Annotated in this window: 20 protein-coding genes; 5 read left to right on the top strand and 15 right to left on the bottom strand. The window is 70.0% G+C overall.

What is annotated here, in order from left to right:
* The first annotated feature begins 216 nt into the window (after positions 1-216).
* Both aceA and aceB read left to right on the top strand, forming a co-directional pair.
* Positions 217-1,542, top strand: coding sequence for an isocitrate lyase (gene aceA, locus KV397_RS03755; RefSeq protein WP_131494298.1), 1,326 nt, complete (start codon positions 217-219; stop codon positions 1,540-1,542).
* Positions 1,543-1,685: 143 nt separating this feature from the next.
* The gene (gene aceB, locus KV397_RS03750; RefSeq protein ID WP_153242787.1) at positions 1,686-3,341 is read left to right on the top strand and encodes a malate synthase A; all 1,656 of its coding nucleotides are present in this window, start codon (positions 1,686-1,688) and stop codon (positions 3,339-3,341) included.
* A gap of 126 nt (positions 3,342-3,467) precedes the next feature.
* Here the strand turns inward: aceB and KV397_RS03745 are convergent, their stop codons facing one another.
* Positions 3,468-4,466 (bottom strand): aldo/keto reductase, encoded by a 999-nt coding sequence (locus KV397_RS03745; RefSeq protein WP_261812189.1) that lies wholly within the window; start codon positions 4,464-4,466, stop codon positions 3,468-3,470.
* A gap of 68 nt (positions 4,467-4,534) precedes the next feature.
* On the opposite strand from KV397_RS03745, the gene pdxR reads away from it, so the two are divergent.
* Positions 4,535-5,989 (top strand): MocR-like pyridoxine biosynthesis transcription factor PdxR, encoded by a 1,455-nt coding sequence (gene pdxR / locus KV397_RS03740; RefSeq protein WP_261812188.1) that lies wholly within the window; start codon positions 4,535-4,537, stop codon positions 5,987-5,989.
* Between the two features lie 13 nt (positions 5,990-6,002).
* Here the strand turns inward: pdxR and KV397_RS03735 are convergent, their stop codons facing one another.
* Positions 6,003-6,521, bottom strand: coding sequence for an Lrp/AsnC family transcriptional regulator (locus KV397_RS03735; RefSeq protein ID WP_131492339.1), 519 nt, complete (start codon positions 6,519-6,521; stop codon positions 6,003-6,005).
* Positions 6,522-6,626: 105 nt separating this feature from the next.
* Between KV397_RS03735 and ald the strand changes: the two genes are divergently transcribed.
* Together ald and KV397_RS03725 are read left to right on the top strand one after the other, a co-directional pair.
* Entirely contained in the window at positions 6,627-7,721 is a 1,095-nt protein-coding gene (gene ald, locus KV397_RS03730; RefSeq protein ID WP_131492340.1) for an alanine dehydrogenase, read from the top strand.
* An 81-nt stretch (positions 7,722-7,802) separates the two neighbouring features.
* The gene (locus KV397_RS03725; RefSeq protein WP_131492341.1) at positions 7,803-9,002 is read left to right on the top strand and encodes a pyridoxal phosphate-dependent aminotransferase; all 1,200 of its coding nucleotides are present in this window, start codon (positions 7,803-7,805) and stop codon (positions 9,000-9,002) included.
* Between the two features lie 192 nt (positions 9,003-9,194).
* Here the strand turns inward: KV397_RS03725 and KV397_RS03720 are convergent, their stop codons facing one another.
* The 13 genes from KV397_RS03720 to KV397_RS03660 form a co-directional block, all read right to left on the bottom strand.
* Positions 9,195-9,596 (bottom strand): VOC family protein, encoded by a 402-nt coding sequence (locus KV397_RS03720; protein ID WP_047524843.1) that lies wholly within the window; start codon positions 9,594-9,596, stop codon positions 9,195-9,197.
* 30 nt (positions 9,597-9,626) lie between these two features.
* Entirely contained in the window at positions 9,627-10,760 is a 1,134-nt protein-coding gene (locus KV397_RS03715) for a UDP-N-acetylmuramate dehydrogenase (RefSeq protein WP_261812187.1), read from the bottom strand.
* 13 nt (positions 10,761-10,773) lie between these two features.
* Positions 10,774-11,172, bottom strand: a complete 399-nt coding sequence (locus tag KV397_RS03710; RefSeq protein ID WP_047524845.1) for a MaoC/PaaZ C-terminal domain-containing protein — start codon at positions 11,170-11,172, stop codon at positions 10,774-10,776.
* A complete protein-coding gene (locus KV397_RS03705; protein WP_047524846.1) occupies positions 11,172-11,639 on the bottom strand; it encodes an FAS1-like dehydratase domain-containing protein in 468 nt (155 codons plus the stop codon). Before KV397_RS03705 ends, KV397_RS03710 begins: the two co-directional genes overlap by 1 nt.
* 58 nt (positions 11,640-11,697) lie before the next feature.
* On the bottom strand, positions 11,698-12,900 hold the full coding sequence (locus KV397_RS03700; protein WP_131492343.1) for a glycerate kinase family protein: 1,203 nt from the start codon (positions 12,898-12,900) through the stop codon (positions 11,698-11,700).
* A gap of 119 nt (positions 12,901-13,019) precedes the next feature.
* The gene (locus tag KV397_RS03695) at positions 13,020-14,600 is read right to left on the bottom strand and encodes an SLC13 family permease (RefSeq protein ID WP_261812186.1); all 1,581 of its coding nucleotides are present in this window, start codon (positions 14,598-14,600) and stop codon (positions 13,020-13,022) included.
* Positions 14,597-15,256 carry a response regulator transcription factor gene (locus KV397_RS03690; RefSeq protein WP_261812185.1) on the bottom strand — a complete coding sequence of 220 codons (660 nt, stop codon included), beginning with the start codon at positions 15,254-15,256 and terminating at the stop codon, positions 14,597-14,599. Before KV397_RS03690 ends, KV397_RS03695 begins: the two co-directional genes overlap by 4 nt.
* Before the next feature lies 1 nt (position 15,257).
* Complete coding sequence (locus KV397_RS03685; RefSeq protein ID WP_261812184.1) at positions 15,258-16,817, bottom strand: sensor histidine kinase; 1,560 nt, start codon at positions 16,815-16,817, stop codon at positions 15,258-15,260.
* Positions 16,810-17,085, bottom strand: coding sequence for a hypothetical protein (locus tag KV397_RS03680; RefSeq protein ID WP_131492347.1), 276 nt, complete (start codon positions 17,083-17,085; stop codon positions 16,810-16,812). Before KV397_RS03680 ends, KV397_RS03685 begins: the two co-directional genes overlap by 8 nt.
* A gap of 71 nt (positions 17,086-17,156) precedes the next feature.
* On the bottom strand, positions 17,157-17,954 hold the full coding sequence (locus tag KV397_RS03675) for a sulfite exporter TauE/SafE family protein (RefSeq protein WP_261812183.1): 798 nt from the start codon (positions 17,952-17,954) through the stop codon (positions 17,157-17,159).
* Between the two features lie 37 nt (positions 17,955-17,991).
* Positions 17,992-19,539 (bottom strand): tripartite tricarboxylate transporter permease, encoded by a 1,548-nt coding sequence (locus KV397_RS03670; RefSeq protein ID WP_261812182.1) that lies wholly within the window; start codon positions 19,537-19,539, stop codon positions 17,992-17,994.
* A complete protein-coding gene (locus tag KV397_RS03665; RefSeq protein WP_134352082.1) occupies positions 19,539-20,030 on the bottom strand; it encodes a tripartite tricarboxylate transporter TctB family protein in 492 nt (163 codons plus the stop codon). The genes KV397_RS03670 and KV397_RS03665 overlap by 1 nt, the downstream gene beginning before the upstream one ends.
* Position 20,031: 1 nt before the next feature.
* Positions 20,032-21,051, bottom strand: coding sequence for a Bug family tripartite tricarboxylate transporter substrate binding protein (locus tag KV397_RS03660; RefSeq protein ID WP_261812181.1), 1,020 nt, complete (start codon positions 21,049-21,051; stop codon positions 20,032-20,034).
* Between the last annotated feature and the right edge of the window lie 20 nt (positions 21,052-21,071).

Below are 21,071 nucleotides of genomic sequence, written 5' to 3'. Positions count from 1 at the left end.
ACCCCGCGCGGGATCAGAAACGCCCCTCCACGAGGCGCTTCCGGCGCGTTTTTGCACTTCGACCGCCGATGGTCGGAGCGAGTGGAGGCGATTCTGTCACAGAAGCAGAAGAATGACGAAACTTCTGCGTGGAATCGGTCGTTCAGATGCCTGAACTTCACGCACAGTGGAACCACGCCACACCGGCACCGCAGCCGGATCCACCGAGGAGACACCATGACGAACACCGCCCACACCCCGACGCCCCGCCCCGCCGGTCTGCGAGCCGGCGACCAGGTTCAGACGGCCGCTGAACTCCAGGAGATCTGGGACACCGATCCCCGCTGGGACGGCGTCGAGCGCACGTACTCGGCGGAGGACGTCATCCGCATCCGGGGTTCGGTCCGCGAAGAGGCCACGCTCGCCCACCGAGGCGCCGACAACCTCTGGAACCTCCTGCACACCGAGGACTACGTCCGGGCACTCGGCGCCTACACGGGCGGCCAGGCCGTGCAGCAGGTGCGCGCCGGCCTCAAGGCCATCTACCTCTCCGGATGGCAGGTCGCCGCCGACGGCAACCTGGCCGGACAGACCTACCCCGACCAGTCGCTCTACCCCGCGAACTCGGTGCCGGCCGTCGTGCGCCGCATCAACAACGCGCTCCTGCGTCAGGACCAGCTCGAGCACGCGGAGGGCGAGACCACCCAGGACTGGCTCGCCCCGATCGTCGCCGACGCGGAGGCCGGCTTCGGCGGACCCCTCAACGCCTACGAGCTCGCACAGTCGCTCATCCAGTCCGGTGCTGCCGGCATCCACTGGGAGGACCAGCTGGCCAGCGAGAAGAAGTGCGGCCACCTCGGCGGCAAGGTGCTCGTGCCCACCCAGCAGCACATCCGCACCCTGAACGCCGCTCGCCTCGCGGCCGACGTGGCAGGGGTCCCGACCGTGATCATCGCCCGCACGGACGCCCTCGCCGCCGACCTGCTCACCAGCGACGTCGACGAGCGCGACCAGGAGTTCACCACCGGCGAGCGCACCACCGAGGGGTTCTACCGGATCCGCCCCGGCCTGGAGTCGGTCATCAGCCGCGGTCTCGCCTTCGCCCCCTACGCCGATCTGCTGTGGGTCGAGACGGGCGAGCCCGACATCCAGCTCGCCCGGGACTTCGCCGCGGCCATCCACGCACAGTTCCCCGGTAAGCTCCTGGCCTACAACTGCTCGCCGAGCTTCAACTGGAAGAAGCACCTGTCGGACGCCGAGATCGCGACGTTCCAGCAGGAGTTGGCAGACCTGGGCTACAAGTTCCAGTTCATCACCCTGGCCGGCTTCCACGCCCTGAACCACTCGATGTTCGACCTCGCCCGCGGCTACGCCGATCGCGCCATGAGCGCCTACGTGGAGCTGCAGGAAGCCGAGTTCGCCGCCGAAGCCCACGGCTACACCGCCACCAAGCACCAGCGCGAGGCGGGCACCGGATACTTCGACGTCATCTCCACCGCGCTCAACCCCGAAAGCGCGACCCTCGCCCTGGCCGGCTCCACCGAGGCCGCACAGTTCCACTGATCCGTCAGCCGATGCCGCCTCCGTCGAGGCCCCCTCTCCCCGTCGAGACCCCCGCCCTCCCACGCGAGCCGGAGGGGGTGTCGACGACAGGAGGGGGCGTCGACCGTCTCTCGGCATCCCCGCAACGCAAAGGACCCACGATCATGACCACTCCCACCGCTCCCCCGACCACGGGCCCGATCCAGACGACCCAGCTGGGCCCTGCGATCGAGGTCACCGGACCCCTCCGCGAACGCTACGAGGAGATCCTGACGCCCGAGGCGATCGCCTTCCTGACCGAACTGCACCACCGGTTCGCCGCCCGTCGCCATGACAGACTCGCCGACCGGATGCGTCGGCGCTTCGAGATCGGCAACGGACACGACCCGCGCTTCCGAGAGGACACGGCACACATCCGGGAAGACCGCGACTGGCGCGTCGCCGGCGCAGGACCCGGCCTCGAGGACCGGCGCGTCGAGATCACCGGCCCGACCGACCCGAAGATGACGATCAACGCCCTCAACTCCGGAGCACGCGTGTGGCTCGCCGACCAGGAGGATGCCACGAGCCCGACCTGGAAGAACGTGATCGAGGGGCAGCTCTCACTGCGCGACGCCATCCGCGGCGAGCTGTCGTTCACCTCTCCGGAAGGCAAGGAGTACCGCGTCACGGCGGAGCGCACCCCCACGATCGTGATGCGCCCGCGCGGATGGCACCTGCCGGAGAAGCACATCGCGTTCACCGACCGTGCGGGTCGTCGCACCTCGGCGTCCGGCTCGCTCGTCGACTTCGGGCTGTACTTCCTGCACAACGCGCAGGCGCTGATCGAGAGCGGTCGCGGACCGTACTTCTACATCGCCAAGCTCGAGTCGAGCGAAGAGGCGAAGCTGTGGGACGACGTCTTCTCCTTCAGCGAGGAGTACATCGGCATCCCGCACGGCACCATCCGCGCGACCGTGCTGATCGAGACGCTGCCTGCCGCATTCGAGATGGACGAGATCCTCTACGAGCTGCGCGACCACTGCGCGGGGCTGAACGCCGGGCGGTGGGACTACATCTTCTCGATCATCAAGAACTACCGGGGTCGCGGGGCGCGGTTCGTGCTCCCCGACCGCAGCGAGGTCACGATGACGGTGCCGTTCATGCGGGCGTACACCGACCTGCTCGTGCAGACCTGCCACAAGCGGGGAGCCTTCGCCATCGGCGGCATGAGCGCGTTCATCCCGAACCGTCGTGACCCCGAGGTGACGGCGCGTGCCATCGAGAAGGTCACGGCCGACAAGAAGCGCGAGGCGGGCGACGGCTTCGACGGCACCTGGGTCGCGCACCCCGACCTGATCCCCACGGCGCAGGCGGAGTTCGACGCCGTCCTGGGCGATCGTCCGAATCAGGTCGACCGTCAGCGCGACGACGTGCACGTGGAGGCGCGTGATCTGCTCGACCTGCACATCGGACGGCCGATCACCGCGCAGGGTGTGCGGGACAACGTCTCGGTCGCCATCCGCTACCTCGAAGCCTGGCTGCGCGGACTGGGCGCCGTGGCGATCGACAACCTGATGGAGGATGCCGCGACCGCGGAGATCAGCCGTTCGCAGGTGTGGCAGTGGATCCACCAGGACCGCACCACCGAGGACGGCACCCCCATCACCGCCGAGTACATCGAGGGACTCATCGCCCAGGTGCTCGCCCAGGCGACGCGCAGCCACGGCGACCGCTTCGACGATGCGGCGGAGATCTTCCGTGAGGTCGCGCTGCGCGAGGAGTTCCCGACCTTTCTCACACTCGGCGCCTACAGCCGGTTCCTGGTCGACGAGGACTGAGCGATAGACGAAGAGCCCTCGGGATCGCGGCGGACACCGCACCCGGGGGCTCTTCCCGATCCCGAGCCGGGCCGACCGGAAAGGCTTGGCCGGGAGCGCGGAACGGCGCCTGACTCGCGAGCCTGCTCAGCGAGCCTCGCCCGGCTCGGCGTCGAGGCGTTCGCGGATCTCCGCGTCGAGCACGAGATCCGCCGCACCCAACGCCTCCTCCAATTGGGCGAGCGACGATACCCCGACGACCGGGATCACCGGCACCTGTGCACCGAGGAGCCACGCCAGGGCAACCTGGTTCGGTGTCGCGCCGATCTCCCCGGCGACCTCGTGCAGCAGCGCACGGCGAGCGTGACTGGACGGATGATCGACGCCGCCCCACAGCGGCTTGTCGAGACGCGCGATCCCTCCCTGATGCAGCGGTGAGTACACGGTGAGGGCGAGCGGCGGACGCTCGGCGGCGCCGGTGGAGGCCGCGTAGTCGAGCAGCCCGGGCGTGACGAAGTTGTTCCGCCCGAGGCGTGGCGCGGGGTACAGGTAGCTGTACTGCTGCTGCACCACGCCGTAGGGCGCGATGCCGAGTCGCCGCGCTTCCTCTCGCGCCTCCACCACCCTCCAGGTCGGGACGTTGGAGATGCCGGTGATGCCGACGAGGCCCTCCGCCTGAAGCTCGCCGAACGCGCCGACCGTCTCAGCGAGCGGAACCTCGCTGTCGTCCACGTGCCCGTACAGCACGTCGATGTGTTCGATGCCCAGGTGCCGTGCGCTCTCGGGAGCCTGCCGTCGGATGACCTCGGCGGAGAGACCCTCGAAGTTCGTCGGCGGCGTGTTCGAAAGAGGCTTGGACGGATCCTTCTGCGCGGCGCCGAGTTTGGTGGCGATGCGCAGCGCGTCACGGTTGCCGCGGTCACTCATCCAGCGCCCGAGCAGATCCTCGCTGTCGCGACCGGTGCCGTTGCCCCAGAGGCTGTAGTTGTTGGCGGTGTCGATGAACGTGCCGCCCGCCTCGACGAAGCGGTCGAGGATCGCACGCGAGGTGGCCTCATCGGTGCGGGTGCCGAAGTTCATGGCCCCCAGGCACAGGGTCGAGACGTCGAACGAGGTACGGCCGTCGGAGAGGGTGCGGTATTGCATGGAGGTCCTTTCTCGGGGGATGGCTCCACGCTAGAGACGAATCGGCTCGGGGATACACTCCAATCACGATGCAGAACACCAGACCGATTCTCGCGTGGGAGACCCTCCTCGACCTGGGTGCCGAGAGCGGGCCTTCCGTGCGCCTGCCACTACGGGATCGGGTGGAGTCAGCCGTACGCCGAGCGATCGACGAGGGACGACTCTCCCCCGGAGCCGCGGTGCCGCCGAGCCGGGCCCTGGCGGAGACGCTGGGAGTCTCACGGTGGGTGGTGACCGAGGCCTACGGGCAGCTCGTCGCCGAGGGCGTGCTGGAGGCGCGGACCGGGTCCGCGACGAGGGTCGCCGAACGGCCGGTGATGCCGAACGCCGCCCGCCTCCCCGATCGTCCGTGGCCGCGCGACCTCGCACCGACTCCCGTAGCGGCCCCCGCGCCACCCATCCGCTACGACCTGCGCCCGGGCATCCCCGACCTCCGTGCCACTCCTCGATCACGGTGGGCGGCAGCCGTGCGCGCCGGTCTCGCCGACCTCCCCGATCGCGACCTCATCGCTGCGCATCCCTTCGGATACGCTCCCGCCCGCGCCGCCGTCGCCGCCTACCTCGCCCGATCGCGCCATGCGGATGCCGAACCCGATCGCGTCTCGATCACCCACGGCGCGACCGACGGCATGGACATCCTCACGCGGGAACTGCACGGGCGCGGGCACCGGACGATCCTGGTGGAGGACCCGAGCTGGCCACGACTGCGCGTGATCGCCGAACACAACGGGCTGCGTCCGGTACCCGTCCCGGTCGATGACGACGGCGTCGACACCGAGATGCTCGCCGCCCTCGCCGCTCGCACGGGAGCACGTGCCGCGCTCGTGACTCCGGCGCATCAGTTCCCGCTCGGAGCCGCGCTCGCGCCCGCCCGTCGCGAGCAGCTGGTCCGCTGGGCACGGGACTGCGCGGGGCTCGTCATCGAAGACGACTACGACGCCGAGTTCCGCTACGACCGGCGTCCCGTCCCCGCACTGCAGCGACTCGCGCCCGACAGCGTCGTGCTGATCGGTTCGCTGTCGAAATCGGTCTCGCCCGCGCTGGGCCTCGGGTGGATGGTGCTGCCGCCGGGCCTCACCCCCGCGCCGTCCCCGAGTGCGCCGTCACTGATCGATCAGGCTGCCCTCGCGCACTTCCTCACCCAGGGTGACTTCGAGCGACACCTGCGCGCTTCGCGCACACGGTTCCGTCGTCGGAGGCAACGGCTGCTCGACGCGCTCACGGCCGAGCTCCCCGAGCTGCGGGTGTCGGGCATCGCCGCCGGCATGCACCTGGTGCTGACGTTGCCGACCCACGCCCGCGCGTCCGCCGTGGTCGATGCCGGGTCCGCCGAGGGGCTCGCCCTCACCCCGCTGCACCGCTACACCGACACGGCCGATCCTCCGGATGCGCTCGTCCTCGGGTACGGACACCTCGATGATGCACTCGTCGAGGAGGCGGTGGCTCGCCTGGCGGCGGTCCTGGACTCCCCGCTCGTCCGCTGACGACTCACTCCGCTCAGTGGAACGACGCGGCCACCGAGTTGCGGTGATAGTCGAACACGATGCTGGTGCGGGTGGAGGCGACGCTGCTCTGGGCCGACAGATGCTCGAGCACGAACTCCCGCATCTCCGACGAGTCGGCGACCGCGATGTGCAGGAGGAAGTCATCGTCACCGCCGAGGAAGAACACCTGGATCACGGGCGGGAGGACACGCACCCGGTCGGCGAACTCGACGATGCTCTCCCGGCGACCGCTCGGACGCAGGGTCACCCCGATGATCGCCTGGAGCCCGGCCCCCAGCTTCCGCTCGTCGACGCTCGCGTGGAACCCGGTGATCACCCCCCGATCGATCAGCGCGCGCAGCCGCGTGTGCGCGGTCGACGGTGCGACCCCGAGCCGAGCGGCGAGCTCCGCATTCGTCATCCGTCCGTCGGCGGTGAGCAGCTGCACGATCCTCGCGTCGATCGCATCGAGCGCGGGCGCCCGAACGCTGTTCGGCCCCGGGGCGTCAGAAGGCATCTCCATACGAAGCATTATTCAGGATTTCGGGCATCGACGAATCATCTTCACTGATTCTGTTGATCTGGCGATGTTTCTGCGATCCTGGGTCAGTCACCTCATCACACCCCTGGAGGATCAATGAAGATCGGCGTCCCCACCGAGGTCAAGAACAACGAGAACCGCGTCGCCCTCACCCCCGCCGGCGCCGATCGGTTGGTCCACGAAGGCCACCGCGTGCTCGTGCAGACCGGCGCAGGGCTCGGCTCCGGCATCACGGACGAGACCTACCGCGCCGCCGGCGCCGAGATCGTCGCGACCGCCGCCGAGGCCTGGGGCGAAGCCGATCTGCTTATCAAGGTCAAGGAGCCGATCGCCCAGGAGTACGGCTTCCTGCGGCCCGACCTCACGCTCTTCACCTACCTCCACCTCGCCGCCGACCGCGCGCTGACCACCGCGCTCGTGGATGCCGGGACGACGGCCGTCGCCTACGAGACCGTGCAGCTGCCCGACCGCAGCCTGCCGCTGCTCGTGCCGATGAGCGAGATCGCCGGACGGCTCTCCGTGGTCATGGGCTCGCACTCACTGCTGCGCTCGCAAGGTGGTCGCGGAATGCTCCTCGGTGGCATCGCCGGCACCCCTCGCGCCAAGACCGTCGTGATCGGAGGCGGCGTCGCCGGTGAGCATGCCGCCGCGAACGCCCTCGGACTCGGCTCGAACGTGACCGTGATCGATGTCTCCCTCCCCCGCCTGCGCGAGCTCGAGCACCGCTACGGCGGCGCGCTGGAGACCCGCGCCTCGAGCCGCTACGACATCGCCGAAGAGCTCAGGACCGCCGACCTCGTGATCGGCTCCGTGCTGATCCCCGGCGCCGCTGCCCCCAAACTCGTCACCGACGACATGGTCGCCGCGATGAAGCCGGGATCCGTGCTCGTCGACATCGCGATCGATCAGGGCGGGTGCTTCGAGGGCTCGCGCCCGACCACTCACGACGACCCCACGTTCGCCGTGCACGACTCGATCTACTACTGCGTCGCGAACATGCCCGGCGCGGTTCCCGAGACCGCGACCCGTGCGCTGACCAACGCGACGCTGCCCTACGTCTCGGCGATCGCCGGCAAGGGCTGGGAGCGTGCCGCGTCCGAGGATGCCGCGCTCGCGAAGGGACTGAACGTCCAGAACGGGCACATCACCCTCCCCGCCGTCGCGCAGGCGCACGGCTTCCCGACCGACTGACCTTCCGGACCCGGAAGAACCTCGGATCTTGGCGACATCCCACACCTCCCGCGCCGCATCGACCCGAGTACGCTCGTAGTCGTGACCGAACGCGCTCCTCTCTCCCGCAAGCTGTCCGCCATCGCCGAGTCCGCGACCCTCAAGGTCGATGCCAAGGCCAAGGCCCTCAAGGCCGAGGGCAAGGACGTCATCTCCTACGCCGCCGGCGAGCCCGATTTCGCGACGCCGCAGTTCATCGTGGACGCCGCCGCGGAGGCCCTCGCCGACCCCGCGAGCTACCGGTACACGCCCGCTCCCGGCCTCCCGGCGCTGCGTGAGGCGATCGCCGCGAAGACCCTGCGCGACTCCGGGTTGGAGGTCTCCCCCAGCCAGGTCATCGTGACGAACGGTGGCAAGCAGTCCGTCTACCAGGCGTTCCAGGCCGTCGTGAACCCCGGCGACGAGGTGCTGCTCCCCGCGCCGTACTGGACCACGTACCCCGAGGCCATCCGTCTCGCCGACGGCACCCCGGTCGAGGTCTTCGCCGGCGCCGACCAGGACTACAAGGTCACGGTCGAGCAGCTCGAGGCCGCGCGCACCGCACGAACCACCGTGCTCGTCTTCGTGTCGCCGTCGAACCCGACCGGATCGGTGTACACCGCGAAAGAGACGCGTGCCATCGGACAGTGGGCGCTCGAGCACGGCATCTGGATCATCAGCGACGAGATCTACCAGAACCTCACCTATGAAGGTGTCAAGGCCACCTCGATCGTCGAGGCGGTGCCCGAGGTCGCCGGTCAGACGATCCTCGTCAACGGGGTCGCGAAGACCTACGCCATGACCGGGTGGAGGGTGGGCTGGATGGTCGGCCCGACCGACGCCATCAAGATCGCCGGGAACCTGCAGTCGCACCTCACCAGCAACGTGAACAACGTCGCGCAGAAGGCTGCCATCGCCGCGCTCAACGGTCCGCAGACCGAGGCCGAGCAGTTCCGCGAGGCCTTCGACCGTCGCCGCCGCCTCATCGTGTCGGAGCTGTCGAAGATCGACGGCCTCGTCGTCCCGAACCCCCTCGGCGCGTTCTACGTCTACCCCGACGTGCAGGGCCTGCTCGGTCGGACCTGGCGCGGCGTCACGCCGACCACCTCGCTCGAGCTCGCCGACCTCATCCTCGACGAGGCCGAGGTCGCGGTCGTGCCCGGCGAGGCCTTCGGTCCCTCCGGCTACATCCGCATGTCGTATGCGCTCGGCGACGACCAGCTGCTCGAGGGCGTGCAGCGCCTCCAGCGCCTGTTCGCCTGACGCGGTCCCGCTCCGTCCGGTCCCGCTCCGTCCGGTCCCGCTCCGTCCGGTCCCGCTCCGTCCGGTCCCGCTCCGTCCGGTCCCGCTCCGTCCGGTCCCGCTCCGTCCGCCGAGACCCCCGCTGACCGTCGAGACCCCCTCGCAGCTGCGGTGCTGCGAGGGGGTCTCGACGTGTGGCGGGGGTCTCGGCGGTCAGTCCTCGGGATGGAAGCCGATCAGCCAGCGGATGCCGTAGCGGTCGACGAGCGTGCCGTCGTAGTCACCCCAGGGTCGCTTCTGCAAGGCGTCGAGCACTCGCCCGTCGGCGGCGAGCTTGTCGAACCACTCGGTCAGGGTCAGAGCGTCGGCCGTGCCGAGGAGGGACAGGAACATGCCGCCCATCTGGACGGCGTCGTCATCGGCACCGGCATCCGCGCCGGCGAGCTCGACGAGCCCGCTCAGCTGCCCGTGCGCGACCGCATCGCCCGGCCCGTCATGACGCCCTGCTGCGGCGTAGTCGAACAGCTGCAGGTCACCCCCGAACACGCCCTGGTAGTGATGGAGCGCCTCTGCGGCGTTGCCGGGGAACAGCAGGTACGGGATCAGTCCGCTCATGCCGCGAGTGTATCCGCGACCGTCGAGGTCCTACAGGTCGACGCCCACCAGCACGGGCTCCGGCTGCAGCACGAGACCGAACTCGGCGTGCACCCTGCTCTGGATGAACCGTGCGAGCTCGGAGACCTCTGCCGCCGTCGCACCACCCCGGTTGGTCAGGGCGAGCGCGTGCTTCGTCGACACCGATGCGCGTGAGCGCGGGAGCTTGAACCCCTTGCGGATGCCGGCCTGTTCGATCAGCCAGGCCGCGCTCACCTTGACGTCGGAGACGGTCGCGGGCTTCGACGGCGGAACCTGCCCGTCGTAGGCGGCGAGAGGGATCACGGTCACCGCATCGAGGTCCGGGGCGACCGGCCAGCGCGGGCACTCGGGCGGCAGCGACCTGGCCACCGCCGCGGTCACGATGGCGTTCTGGAAGAAGGATCCGACGCCGTGCGTGTCAGGATCCGCATCGTCCAGGATCATCCCCTTCGACGCGCGGGTGGCGAGGATCCGCTCCCTGACCCAGCTGAGCGGGACCGGCGTCTCGTCGACGAGGCCGAGCGCACGCCGCAACTGCTCGCCGCGGACCACGCGCTCCCCGGCGATCAGCAGGTCGACGGTCACCGTGAGGATCACGGCACGACGCTGCGGCACGCTTCCGTGGTGGTGCTTGAGCACCGAAGTACGGAAGCCGAGGCCCAGGTCGGCCGCCGGAACGGTCGAGATCTCGCCGGTCGACTCGTCGATCAGCTCGACCTCGACCAGCGTCTCCTGGATCTCCTGCCCGTACGCACCGATGTTCTGCACGGGGGCGGCGCCGACGGTTCCGGGGATTCCACTCATCGCCTCGAGTCCCGCATAGCCGTGGGCCACCGCGTAGGCGACCAGATCGTCCCAGCCGTGTCCGGCCTGCGCGCGCAGACGGATGCGACCCGGGTGCGGGGAGGGAAGCTCTTCGATGCCCTCCGTACGCACTCGGATCACGGTACCTTCGAAGGGCTCGTCGCCGACGAACAGGTTGGAGCCGCCGCCGAGGACGAACCACTCGTCGCCGCGCACCCACGTCTCACGAAGGGACTCGACGAGACCCTCGGTCGTCGTCGCCTCGAACATCCGCTCCGGCGCTGCGCCCGTGCGGAGCGTCGTCAGCTCCGCCAGACGAACCGGCTCGATCTCCCGCATCAGACCGCCCTCATCAGACGGCGACGCGCAGCTGCGCCTTGACGAGCACGGTGGTCTCGCCGAACGTGACCTTGAGGTCGATGCGTGCGACCTGCTCGTCGACCGCACCGACGGTCGCGACGACCTTCACGTCCGCACCGTCGACCGGGTCGACGACGACCGGCTTCGTGAAGCGCACGCCGTAGTCGAGGATCCGCGTCGCGGGGTCGAGGGCCGCGACGACGACCGAGGACGCGATGCCCATCGTGAGCATGCCGTGGGCGAGGACGCCCGGGAGCCCGACGGACGCCGCCACGTCGTCGCGGTAGTGGATGGGGTTGAAGTCTCCGGATGCTCCCGCGTAGCGCACGAGCGATTCGCGGGTGAGGTGCACGGTGCGCTCGGCGATCACGTCTCCGACGGTGTAGCCCATCAGACGGCCTCCCCTTCATCCGTGCTGTCCGCGCCGACCAGCAGCACGCTGGTCGCGGTCACGACGTGGGCACCCGCGGGGTCGGTGATCTCCGCCTCGCTGGTGATCATCGCGTTGCCCCCCATCATCCGGATGCCGGTCACGCGCAGCTGTGCGGTGAGCTCGTCGCCCGCGACGATGGGCCGCGTGTACGTGAAGCGCTGCTCCGCGTGGATGGTGCGCGCGAGCACGATGCCCGAGTCCTCCTGCCCCAGCAGCTGCTGGAGCGTGAGGTCCTGGATGACCATCGCGAAGGTCGGCGGCGCCACCACGTCGGAGAAGCCCGCCGCGCGGGCCGCCTTGACGTCGGTGTGCTGCGGAGCGTCGGCGAAGACGGCACGCGCGAACTCGCGCACCTTCTCACGGCCGACGAGGTACGGGGCCGTCGGCGGGAACTCCCGGCCGACCAGTTCTTGGTTCACTGCCACCCCTCGATCCTACCGAGGGGGTGGCAGTGAAGCCGCCCGCGGGACCCAGGCGGAGCTTTCACGCTGCTCGCGCCGACATCGCCGACCCGAGCAGAACCATCCTCATACTGCGCTCCGCGGCGTCGCGCAGCAACGCCTCGCCGTGCTCCACCGCTTCTTCGAGCGGCATCGGCACGGTGATGATCGAGGCGATCGCGTCGATGCCGATGTCGTGCACGGCCGGGGCGCCCACGCCGAGCGATCCGGCGATGCCGAGGACCGGGACGCCCGCGACCCGCGCGCGCATCGCGATCTCGGCGGGCACCTTGCCGCGGGGAGTCTGGAAGTCGATGGCGCCCTCGGCCGTGATCACGAGGTCCGCGCCCGACATCAGCTCGTCGAGAGGTTCGGGCAGCAGCCCGCTGTCGAGCAGCACTTCGAAACGAGGAGCGAGACGGGCGCCGAGCACCGCGGCCAACCCGGCACCGAGTCCACCCGATGCCCCTGTGCCCGCACCCGTGCGCACGTCCATCGCCGCGCCGAACGGGCTCTGCTCCTCGAGCAGAGCGGCCCAGACGTCGAGAGCCTCCGCAAGCTGCTCCACCTGCTGCGGGGTCGCGCCCTTCTGCGGTCCGAAGACCCTGGCCACGCCGCGCGGCCCGCACAGGACGTTGTGGATGTTGCAGGCGAGCACGATCTCCACCTCACCGATACGGGGATGAAGGCCGGTGAGGTCGAGGTGGACCGCCTCGCCGAGGTGGCGTCCCCCGGCGGCCAGCGGTACACCGTCGCGATCGAGGATGCGTGCGCCCAGCGCTTCGAGCGCACCGGCGCCGCCGTCACTCGTGCCGGAGTCGCCGCAGCCGACCACGATCCGCTCGACACCGGCGTCGAGAGCCGCAGCGATCAGTTCGCCGACGCCGCGGGTCGTGGTCGCCCCCGGGTCCCGCCGGTCGCGCGGCACGAGTCGCAGCCCTGCGGCAGACGCCATCTCGACGACGGCCGTACCCGATGCGTGTCCGCCCAGTCGCGCCCACTGCGCCTCGACCGGATCACCGACCGGGCCCGTGACCCGGAGCGCGATGAGCTCTCCTCCGGTGGCTGCGGCGAGCGCGGCGGCGGTGCCCTCCCCGCCATCGGGAACGGGGTATTCGTCCACCTGCACGCCGGGGATGACCCGTCGCACACCGGCGGCGATCGCCTGGGCCACGGCCTCGGCGCTGAGGCTCTCCTTGAATCCGCTCGGCGCGACCAGGATGCGTTGCGGGGTGTGGATCGACATGGTTCCTCCTTCTGCGCCCGGACGGGCGACGAACGCCCGGTATGCGGGCACGACGAGCACCGGTGCGCCGGCGGCGCACGCGGGAATGCGGCGGATGCGGTGGGGCCGGAGGCTGCGGATCAGAGCAGCAGCGGCAGGCCCATCAGCGGCCAGATCCAGAGGGCGAAGACGGCGACGAGCACGAACATCGCGGGCGCCAGCACCACCGAGAGCCGACGCAGGTCGTGCGGGGTGAAGCCCCCTCTCACGATCTCGGGGTCGGCGAACATCGCGACCGGCTTCGCGGAGCTGGGAAGTGTGTGGCAGAAGCCGGCCGCGGCGGTGGAGGCGAACGCCGCCGCCATCGGGGAGACGCCGAGCGCGGGAGCGAGAGCGATCACGACCGGGATGATGGCGGCCGAGCGCGCCGACCGCGACGGGATCAGCAGGTGCGCTGCGGTCGAGATCGCGATGACCACGAGCACGAAGGCGAAGGCACCGGCAGCGCCGAGACCGCGGAGCGGAGCGAGCGCCGATGAGCTCAACCAGGCAGCGGTTCCCGTCGTGGTGAGCGCGGATGCGAGGGCCAGGGTTGCGGCCAGGAACAGCAGCAGCGACCACGGCACGCGCGTGATCGCGGCGGGGAACGTCACGCAGCCGATGCCCGGCGTCACGGTGGCGACGGCTCCGAGCAGGGCGACCAACGCGGGCGAGAGGTGGTGCAGCGGCTCGGTGCTCCAGAGCACGATCACCCCGGCGAGAAGCAGCGCGGCCCGACGCTCCGCGGCGCTGAGCGGCCCGGTCACCGCCGTCGGTGCGGCGCGACCGATCTCGGCGGCGCTCATCCGGAGTGGTTCCCTGCGGTCTTCCCTGCGGGTGAAACGCCAGAGGATGATCTCGCACGCCAGATGCGACGAGACCACGGCCAGCGGAAGCCCGAGGAGCAGCCAGGTCAGGAAGGTGAAGCCCTCCTCCCCCGCTGCACGCAGCAACTGGTCGGTCACGATGTGCGCCCCTGCGCCGAGCAGGGACCCGACGGCGGAGAGCAGGACCACGGTCGGCATCAGGAGGGCGAGAGCGCGGACCACCCGCTCGCGTCCGGGAAGGACGGCCGAGACCGCACCGTGCACGGGGACCGCCAGCGCGGCGCGCCCGGACGTGGCGGGCACGGCGAATGCAGTGAGCGTCAGGGCGACCGTGGTGAGGTGGAACAGGCTCCGCGGGCCCCGCGCGAGCCGCAGCAGGTGCGAGGCACCACGCAGGGCGAGACCGGAGGAAGACACCGCCGAGGCGATCACGAAGGCGCCGATGAGCAGCCAGATCGTCTCGTCGCCGAGGGAGGCGAAGAAGTCGCTCGGCGGCAGCACCCCGGTGACGATCAGCGCGATCGCCGCGAGGAAGGCGACGAGCGTGTCATCGAGGCCGGTCGAGGTCCAGGCCCACACGGCGAGCAGGAAGACGGTGAGCGTCGCCGCGATCGGCAGGGTCGGCGCGCCGCTGCCGGTCGTCCCGGTCAGCGCGGACAGGGTCATCCCGAGCCCGGCGACGAGCACCAGTCCGAGCACGACCAGGCGGACGGACCGCCCGCGCCCGGCTCGGGGCCGCGCGGACCGGGGTCCGACGGGCACCGGTCCGTGTCGCGGCGGCATCGTGGCGAAGCGTGTGCGCTCGACGGCCGTCGCCTCCGCGCTCGGGCTCGTGGTCTCGTTACGATCGCTCATCGGAATCGATAACCTGCCCCGCGCACGGTCTCGATGCGGTCGACCCCGATCTTGCCGCGCAGCGCCCGCACATAGACGTCGACCACATTGGAAGCCGGATCGAAGTCCATCCCCCAGACGTGCCCGATCAGTTGATCGCGCGACAGCACTTGTCCCGCGTTCTGCAGGAACACCTCGAGCAGGGCGAACTCCCGCGAGGTGAGCTCGCGCATGTCCCCCTCGACGGTGACCGTGCGTGCGCGCACGTCCACGCGCACCTCGCCGTGGGTGAGCACCGGACCGGCCGCGCGTCCCTCACCGTCACCGATGCGCAGCCGCACCCGGGCGATGAGTTCGGCGAACTGGAACGGCTTGGTGACGTAGTCGTTGGCGCCGCTCTCCAGACCCCGCACGGTGTCGATGACCGAGTCACGGGCGGTGAGGATGATGACCGGGGTCGCGACGCCTTCGCCGCGCAGGTTGGCGAGCACGTCGAAGCCGTCCATGACTCCGAGCCCGATGTCGAGCAGCACCAGGTCGAACATGCCGCTGCGTGCCATCAGCAGTGCGGTGTGCCCGTCGGCGGCCTCGGCGGTCTCGTACCCGGCCGCGCGCAGCCCGCGGCGGACGAACGAGGTGATGTGCGGGTCGTCTTCGGCGATGAGGATGCTGCGCATCTCACTCGCTCCTCTCTGTCGCGGCGTCGAACCGCGTAGGGGTGGGCGCGGGGAGGTCGATACCGAAAGTGGCGCCTTCGCCGAGCACGCTGTCGACCCACGCCGAGCCGCCGTGTCCATCGGTGATCGCCCGCACGATCGCGAGCCCGAGCCCCGATCCACGGCGTGCACCGGAGCTGTCCCCGCGGGCGAAGCGTTCGAAGATGCGCTCGGCATCGGTCACGGCGACTCCGGGACCGGAGTCTCGCACCCAGAGTCGCAGGCGCCGCTCGGAGCCCTCGCCGTCGAAGCGGGAGCCGATGAGGATGCGATCGCCCGGCTCGGTGACCTGCACCGCGTTCGCCGCGAGCTGGAGCACGGCCTGGGTGACCCGCTGGGGGTCGAGCGGAACCGCTCCCTCCGCCACCTCCATGAGCTGCCACCGGCGGTCACCCAGGTTCTGCGCTTTGGCCTCGATGTCGAGGGTGAGGGCGGCGATGTCGCAGTCCGCGACGCGCACGAAGTCAGGCTGCTCGGCCCGCGCGAGCACGAGGAGGTCCGTGACGATGCGGCTCATGCGGTCGAGCTCGTCGCTGACGAGACGCAGGGTCGCGGCGCGCTCCTCGGGGTCTTCACTGAGCAGCTCGAGCTGTCCCCGCACGATCGTGATCGGGGTGCGCAGTTCGTGCCCTGCGTCGTCCACGAACCGTTGCTGCGTGGCGTGCACGGCTTCGAGGCGGTCGAGCATCTGGTTGAAGGTCGTGGCCACGGCGGCGATGTCATCCGTCCCCTCCACCGGCACCCTGGCCGAGAGGTCGTGCTCCCCGATGTCGCGCGCGACCCGGTACACCTCTCGCACGGGTGCCAGGATCTGGCCCGCCACGAGCCAGGCGACACCGGAGCTGAGCACGATGCCGACCAGCGCCACCCACGCGATCGTCGCGAAGCCGGCATCGACCTGCGCCCGCGCGTCCTGCGTGTACTGCATGATCAGGACCGAGCCGTCGCCGTCACCGGTCGTGAAGTCCAGCCGGCCCCAGCGCAGGGGTCCGGCTTCGCGCTCCTCCTGAGCGCCGGAGGTCTCCGTGGCGCCGAGGAGCTCGGCCACGAGCGCCTCCCCGCCGGGCACGTCCGAGACGGCGGAGGGATCCGTCGTTGTCGCCGAGCCGTTCGCGACCGCGATCACCGTGCCGCCGACGGTGGCGACGACGACCTCGTTCTCGTGCGCGGATTGCCGGGCGACGTACTCGGTGACGAGCTCCTCTGCCGTGGTGTGGCCGCTCGCCGCCGCATCCTCCGCGAAGCGGGCGAACTCGGCGGCTTCCTGCTCGATCTCGGCGTTGGCGGACTGCTCGACGCCCGCGATGAAGATGCTGCGGCCGATCATCCCGACGGCGAAGAGGGTCACGGCGGTGCTGAGGATGATCCACAGGGTGATCCGCCAGCGCGCAGGCAGCGTGCGGCGACGCAGGGTGCGCAACGGGACACCGGTGGCCGTCGGCCCGTGCGCCACCGCGCGCGGGTCGGGACGAGGCGTGTCCTTCGCGTCGAGCTCCAGCGGGAGCGTGGGCGCGTCAGTCATCGTCGCCGTCGTCATCGTCGTCGTCGCCCGCGGGCGGCGCGGGCACCGGCGCCGGTTGCGGGGCGGGTGCCGGAGCAGGAGCAGGTGCGGGCGCCGGGGTCACACGTGGCGCCGGCTCCTCGGTCGGCGGCGCGAGCTGCACCGACACGGGTTCCGTGGGCAGGTGGGGAGACGGAGGCATCTGCGCCAGCACGACGCTCCCGACCGCGAAGGCGACCGGAACGGCGATCAGGGCGCCGGTGAGGAGGAGGCGTCGTGGAGTGGGCATGACCCCATGATGCCGGTCGATCATGATGTGCAGATGAGCCGTGGATGAAGATCCTTTCATCCACCTCTCGGTCAGGCGCGCTTACGCCCTCTGACCGCCTTGATCGCCATCTGCACGGCGATCACCACGAGATATGCCGCGAACAGCATGTTGCCGAGGGTCGGATCGACGATCGTCGCCAGCCACGCCCCGAGCGCGGTCGTGGTGCACGCGGAGACGCCGATGAGCAGCGCGGCGAGCAGGTCGACATTGCGGTTGCGCAGATTCCCCACCGTGCCCGAGATCGCCGTCGGGATCATCATGAGCAGCGAGGTGCCCTTCGCGACGAGGTCGCTGGTGCCGAAGGCCAGCATCAGCACGGGGACGACGATGACGCCGCCACCCACCCCGATCAGACCGGCGAGGATGCCGGTGCCGATGCCGACGCCGACCAGGGCGATTCCGGTCAGCCAGGTGAGCTCGAACGCGGCGTCGCGCGAGGGGATGACGAGGAAGAGACTGACGATCACGACGAGGAGGAAGCCGACGAAGCCCCAGCGCAGGGCTGTCTGCGAGATGCGCGGCAGCAGGCGCGTACCGATCTGCGCGCCGAGCACGGCCCCGGCCGCCAGGATGATGGCGGGGATCCAGGCGACGGATCCGGTCGTGGCGTACGAGATGACGCCGACGCTGGCCGTCGGGACGATCGCCGCGAGCGAGGTTCCGGCCGCGAGGCGCTGGTCGAACTGGAGCAGGAGAACCAGCAGCGGGACGATGACCGTGCCGCCGCCGACGCCGAAGAGGCCGGAGAGGAGACCGGCGAGAAGGCCGATCCCGATGAACGTGATGTAGGCGCGAGGCCCTCGTGCCCTGGCCTGTACGTCACTCACCGGATCAGCCTACTCCCGGCCTCCTCCCGTCCCGAACTCAGACCTCCGAGTCCGCCTTGATCGGCACGGCGATCGACTCGGTGAGCGCCTGCTCGTAGCGACGCTGCCGCCGACGCAACCACAGCCCACCGATGATCAGCAGAGCGAGCACCCCGTAGGCGATGGCTGCGAACGGCTGCATCACCAACGTGCTCAGGTCTCCCTGGCTCAGCTGCAACGCCTTGCGCAGCTGCTCCTCGGCCATCGGCCCCAGGATCATCCCGACCACCAGCGGCGCCACCGGGTATCCGTACCTGCGCATGAAGTATCCGAGGATGCCGACGATGAGCAGGATCAGGATGTCGATCGGGGAGCTGTGCAGGGCGTACGCCCCGAAGACGGCGAACAGCAGGATCCCCGCGTACAGGTACGGCCGCGGGATCTGCAGCAGCTTCACCCACATGCCCACGAGCGGCAGGTTGAGCACGATCAGGATGACGTTGCCGATGTACAGGCTCGCGATCAGCGCCCACACCAGGTTCGACTGGTTCTCGAACAGCAGGGGTCCCGGTTGGATGCCGTACGACTGGAACGCCGTGAGGATGATCGCCGCGGTCGCGGTCGTCGGCAGCCCGAGTGTGAGCAGAGGCACGAGCACACCGGCGGCAGCCGCGTTGTTCGCGGACTCCGGACCGGCGACGCCCTCGATGGCACCTCGTCCGAACTCCTCGCGGTGCTTCGACAGCTTGCGTTCGGTCGCGTACGAGAGGAACGTCGCGACGTCCGCACCGCCGGCGGGGATCGTGCCGATCGGGAAGCCGATCGCCGTTCCTCGCAGCCACGGCTTCCACGACCGGCGCCAGTCCGCCTTCGTCATCCATGAACGCCAGCCCCGGGTGACGGGGATGACGTCGACGCCGCCGTGACGCAGCCGCGCGGCGATGTAGAACGTCTCCCCCACGGCGAACAGTCCGACCGCGACCAGCACGATGTCGACGCCGTCGGACAGCGCCGGGATCCCCAGCGTGTAGCGCTGCTGCCCCGAGAGCCAGTCGGTGCCGACGAGTCCGAGGAACAGCCCGACGCCGAGCGAGAGCATCCCCCGGGAGATCGAGCTGCCGATCAGCGCACCCACCGTGACGAACGCGATGACGATGAGGGCGACGTAGTCGGCCGGTCCGAGGTTCACCGCGAACTGTGCGAGCAGCGGCGCCAGCAGGGTCAACCCCAACGTGGCGAGCGTGCCGGCGATGAACGAGCCGATGGCCGCCGTGGCGAGTGCGGCTGCGCCCCGCCCCATTCTGGCCATCCTGTTGCCTTCGATCGCGGTGACGATCGACGCCGACTCCCCCGGGGTGTTGAGCAGGATGCTCGTCGTCGAGCCGCCGTACATGCCGCCGTAGTAGATGCCCGCGAAGGTGATCAGCGCCGCCGCGGGGTCCAGCGTGTACGTCAGGGGAAGCAGCAGGGCGACCGTCATGGCGGGGCCGATCCCCGGCAGCACGCCGACCGCGGTACCGACGAAGACGCCGAGGAAAGCGAAGGCGAGGTATTCGGGTTGCAGCGCCGTCGCGAAGCCTTCGAGGAGCAGCATCCAGCTGTCCATCAGAACATCCTTCCGAGCCAGCCGAGGGCAGGACCCCACGGGAGCGAGAGACCGAGCAGGCCGCCGAAGGCGATCTGGATCACGACCGCGACGACGATCCCGATCAGGAAGGCCATCCACCAGCGCTTCGCGGCGAGGGACCAGGCGACGCCGCCGAACAGGAGTGCGGCGGCCGGCGCCCAGCCGAGCGGCTCGATCAGCAGGAGGTGCGCGACCACCAGACCCACCAGCTTGGCGAGCGTCACCCAGTCGGTCGGCAGTGTGGTGTCGACGTCCTCCGCCTCCTCGGCGCCGCCGCGCTCACCGCGCAGCACGCCGATCAGCACGGCGACTGCAGAGGCGAGCAGGATGACCGACACGAAGATCGGGAACACGGTGGGGCCGGCCTTCATACCGACGGGGACATGGATCAGGAAGATGCCGACGACGGCGAAGACGCCGAGCGCGACCATGATGCCGGCGAACACGAGTTCGCCGAGGGCGACCCTCATGTCACTGCACCAGCCCGATGTTCTTCAGCGTCGCCGTGACCTCCTCGATGTTGCCCGTGAGGAACTCGTCGAACTCGTCCCCGACCAGGAAGGCGTCGGTCCAGCCCTTCGTCTCCAGCTGTTCGGTCCACGCCGCCGATTCGTGCAGCTCGGTGATGACGCGCACGAGCTCGTCCTTGGCGCCGTCGGAGATGCCCCCGGGGGCGATCACACCACGCCAGTTGGTGAGGACGACGTCGTACCCCTCTTCGGTGATGGTCGGGACGTCGGGGAGCTGTTCGACCGGCTCCTCGCTGGATACGGCGAGCGCCTTGAGCGCACCGCTCTCGACATGCTGGGCGAACTCGCCCACGCCCGAGATGCCCGCGGACACCTTGCCGCCGATCAGCAGCGGCACCGCCTCACCGCCACCGGAGTTGGGGGTGTAGTTGAGCTTCTCGGCGATCGCCGCTTCGTCGAGGCCCGCTTCTTCGAGCATGAGCCCGGCGAGGATGTGGTCGGCGCCGCCCGCCGACCCACCGGTGATCGTGACCGACTGCCCGTTGTCGACGATGTCCTCCACCAGGTCCTCGAGCGTGTCGTACTTCGAGTCGGCGGGGACCACCACGACGAGGGGCTCATCCGTGAGCCGGGCGATCGGTGTCGTGTCCTCGATGCGCACAGCCGAGGCGTTCGTCTCGACGGCCCCGACCATCACGAGGCCCATCACCATGAGCGTTTTCGGGTTCTTCTCGTTGGCCAGCTGCGCCAGGCCCACGGTGCCGCCGGCTCCACCGACGTTCGTGACGGGTGCAGAGCTGACGATGTCGTCCTCCGTGAGCACCTGGGACAGCGCACGACCGGTCTGGTCCCATCCGCCGCCCGGATCGGCCGGGACCACGATCGAGACGTCGGTGACCGCAGCGGCCTCGGCGTCCCCACCGCCGCCGTCGTCCGTCGGTGCGCTGCCTCCGGCGCAGGACGTGAGGGTGAGTGCGGCCACCGCGATGGCGGCCAGGACTCCGATGCGTGCGTGCTTCATGTGCGCTCCTCCTTGAGCGT

The sequence above is a fragment of the Microbacterium aurugineum genome, assembly GCF_023101205.1.
GTDB classification, from domain to species: Bacteria; Actinomycetota; Actinomycetes; order Actinomycetales; family Microbacteriaceae; genus Microbacterium; species Microbacterium aurugineum.
The sequence above is the reverse complement of the archived record's forward strand: the minus strand, read 5'-3'. Positions and strand labels throughout refer to the sequence as shown.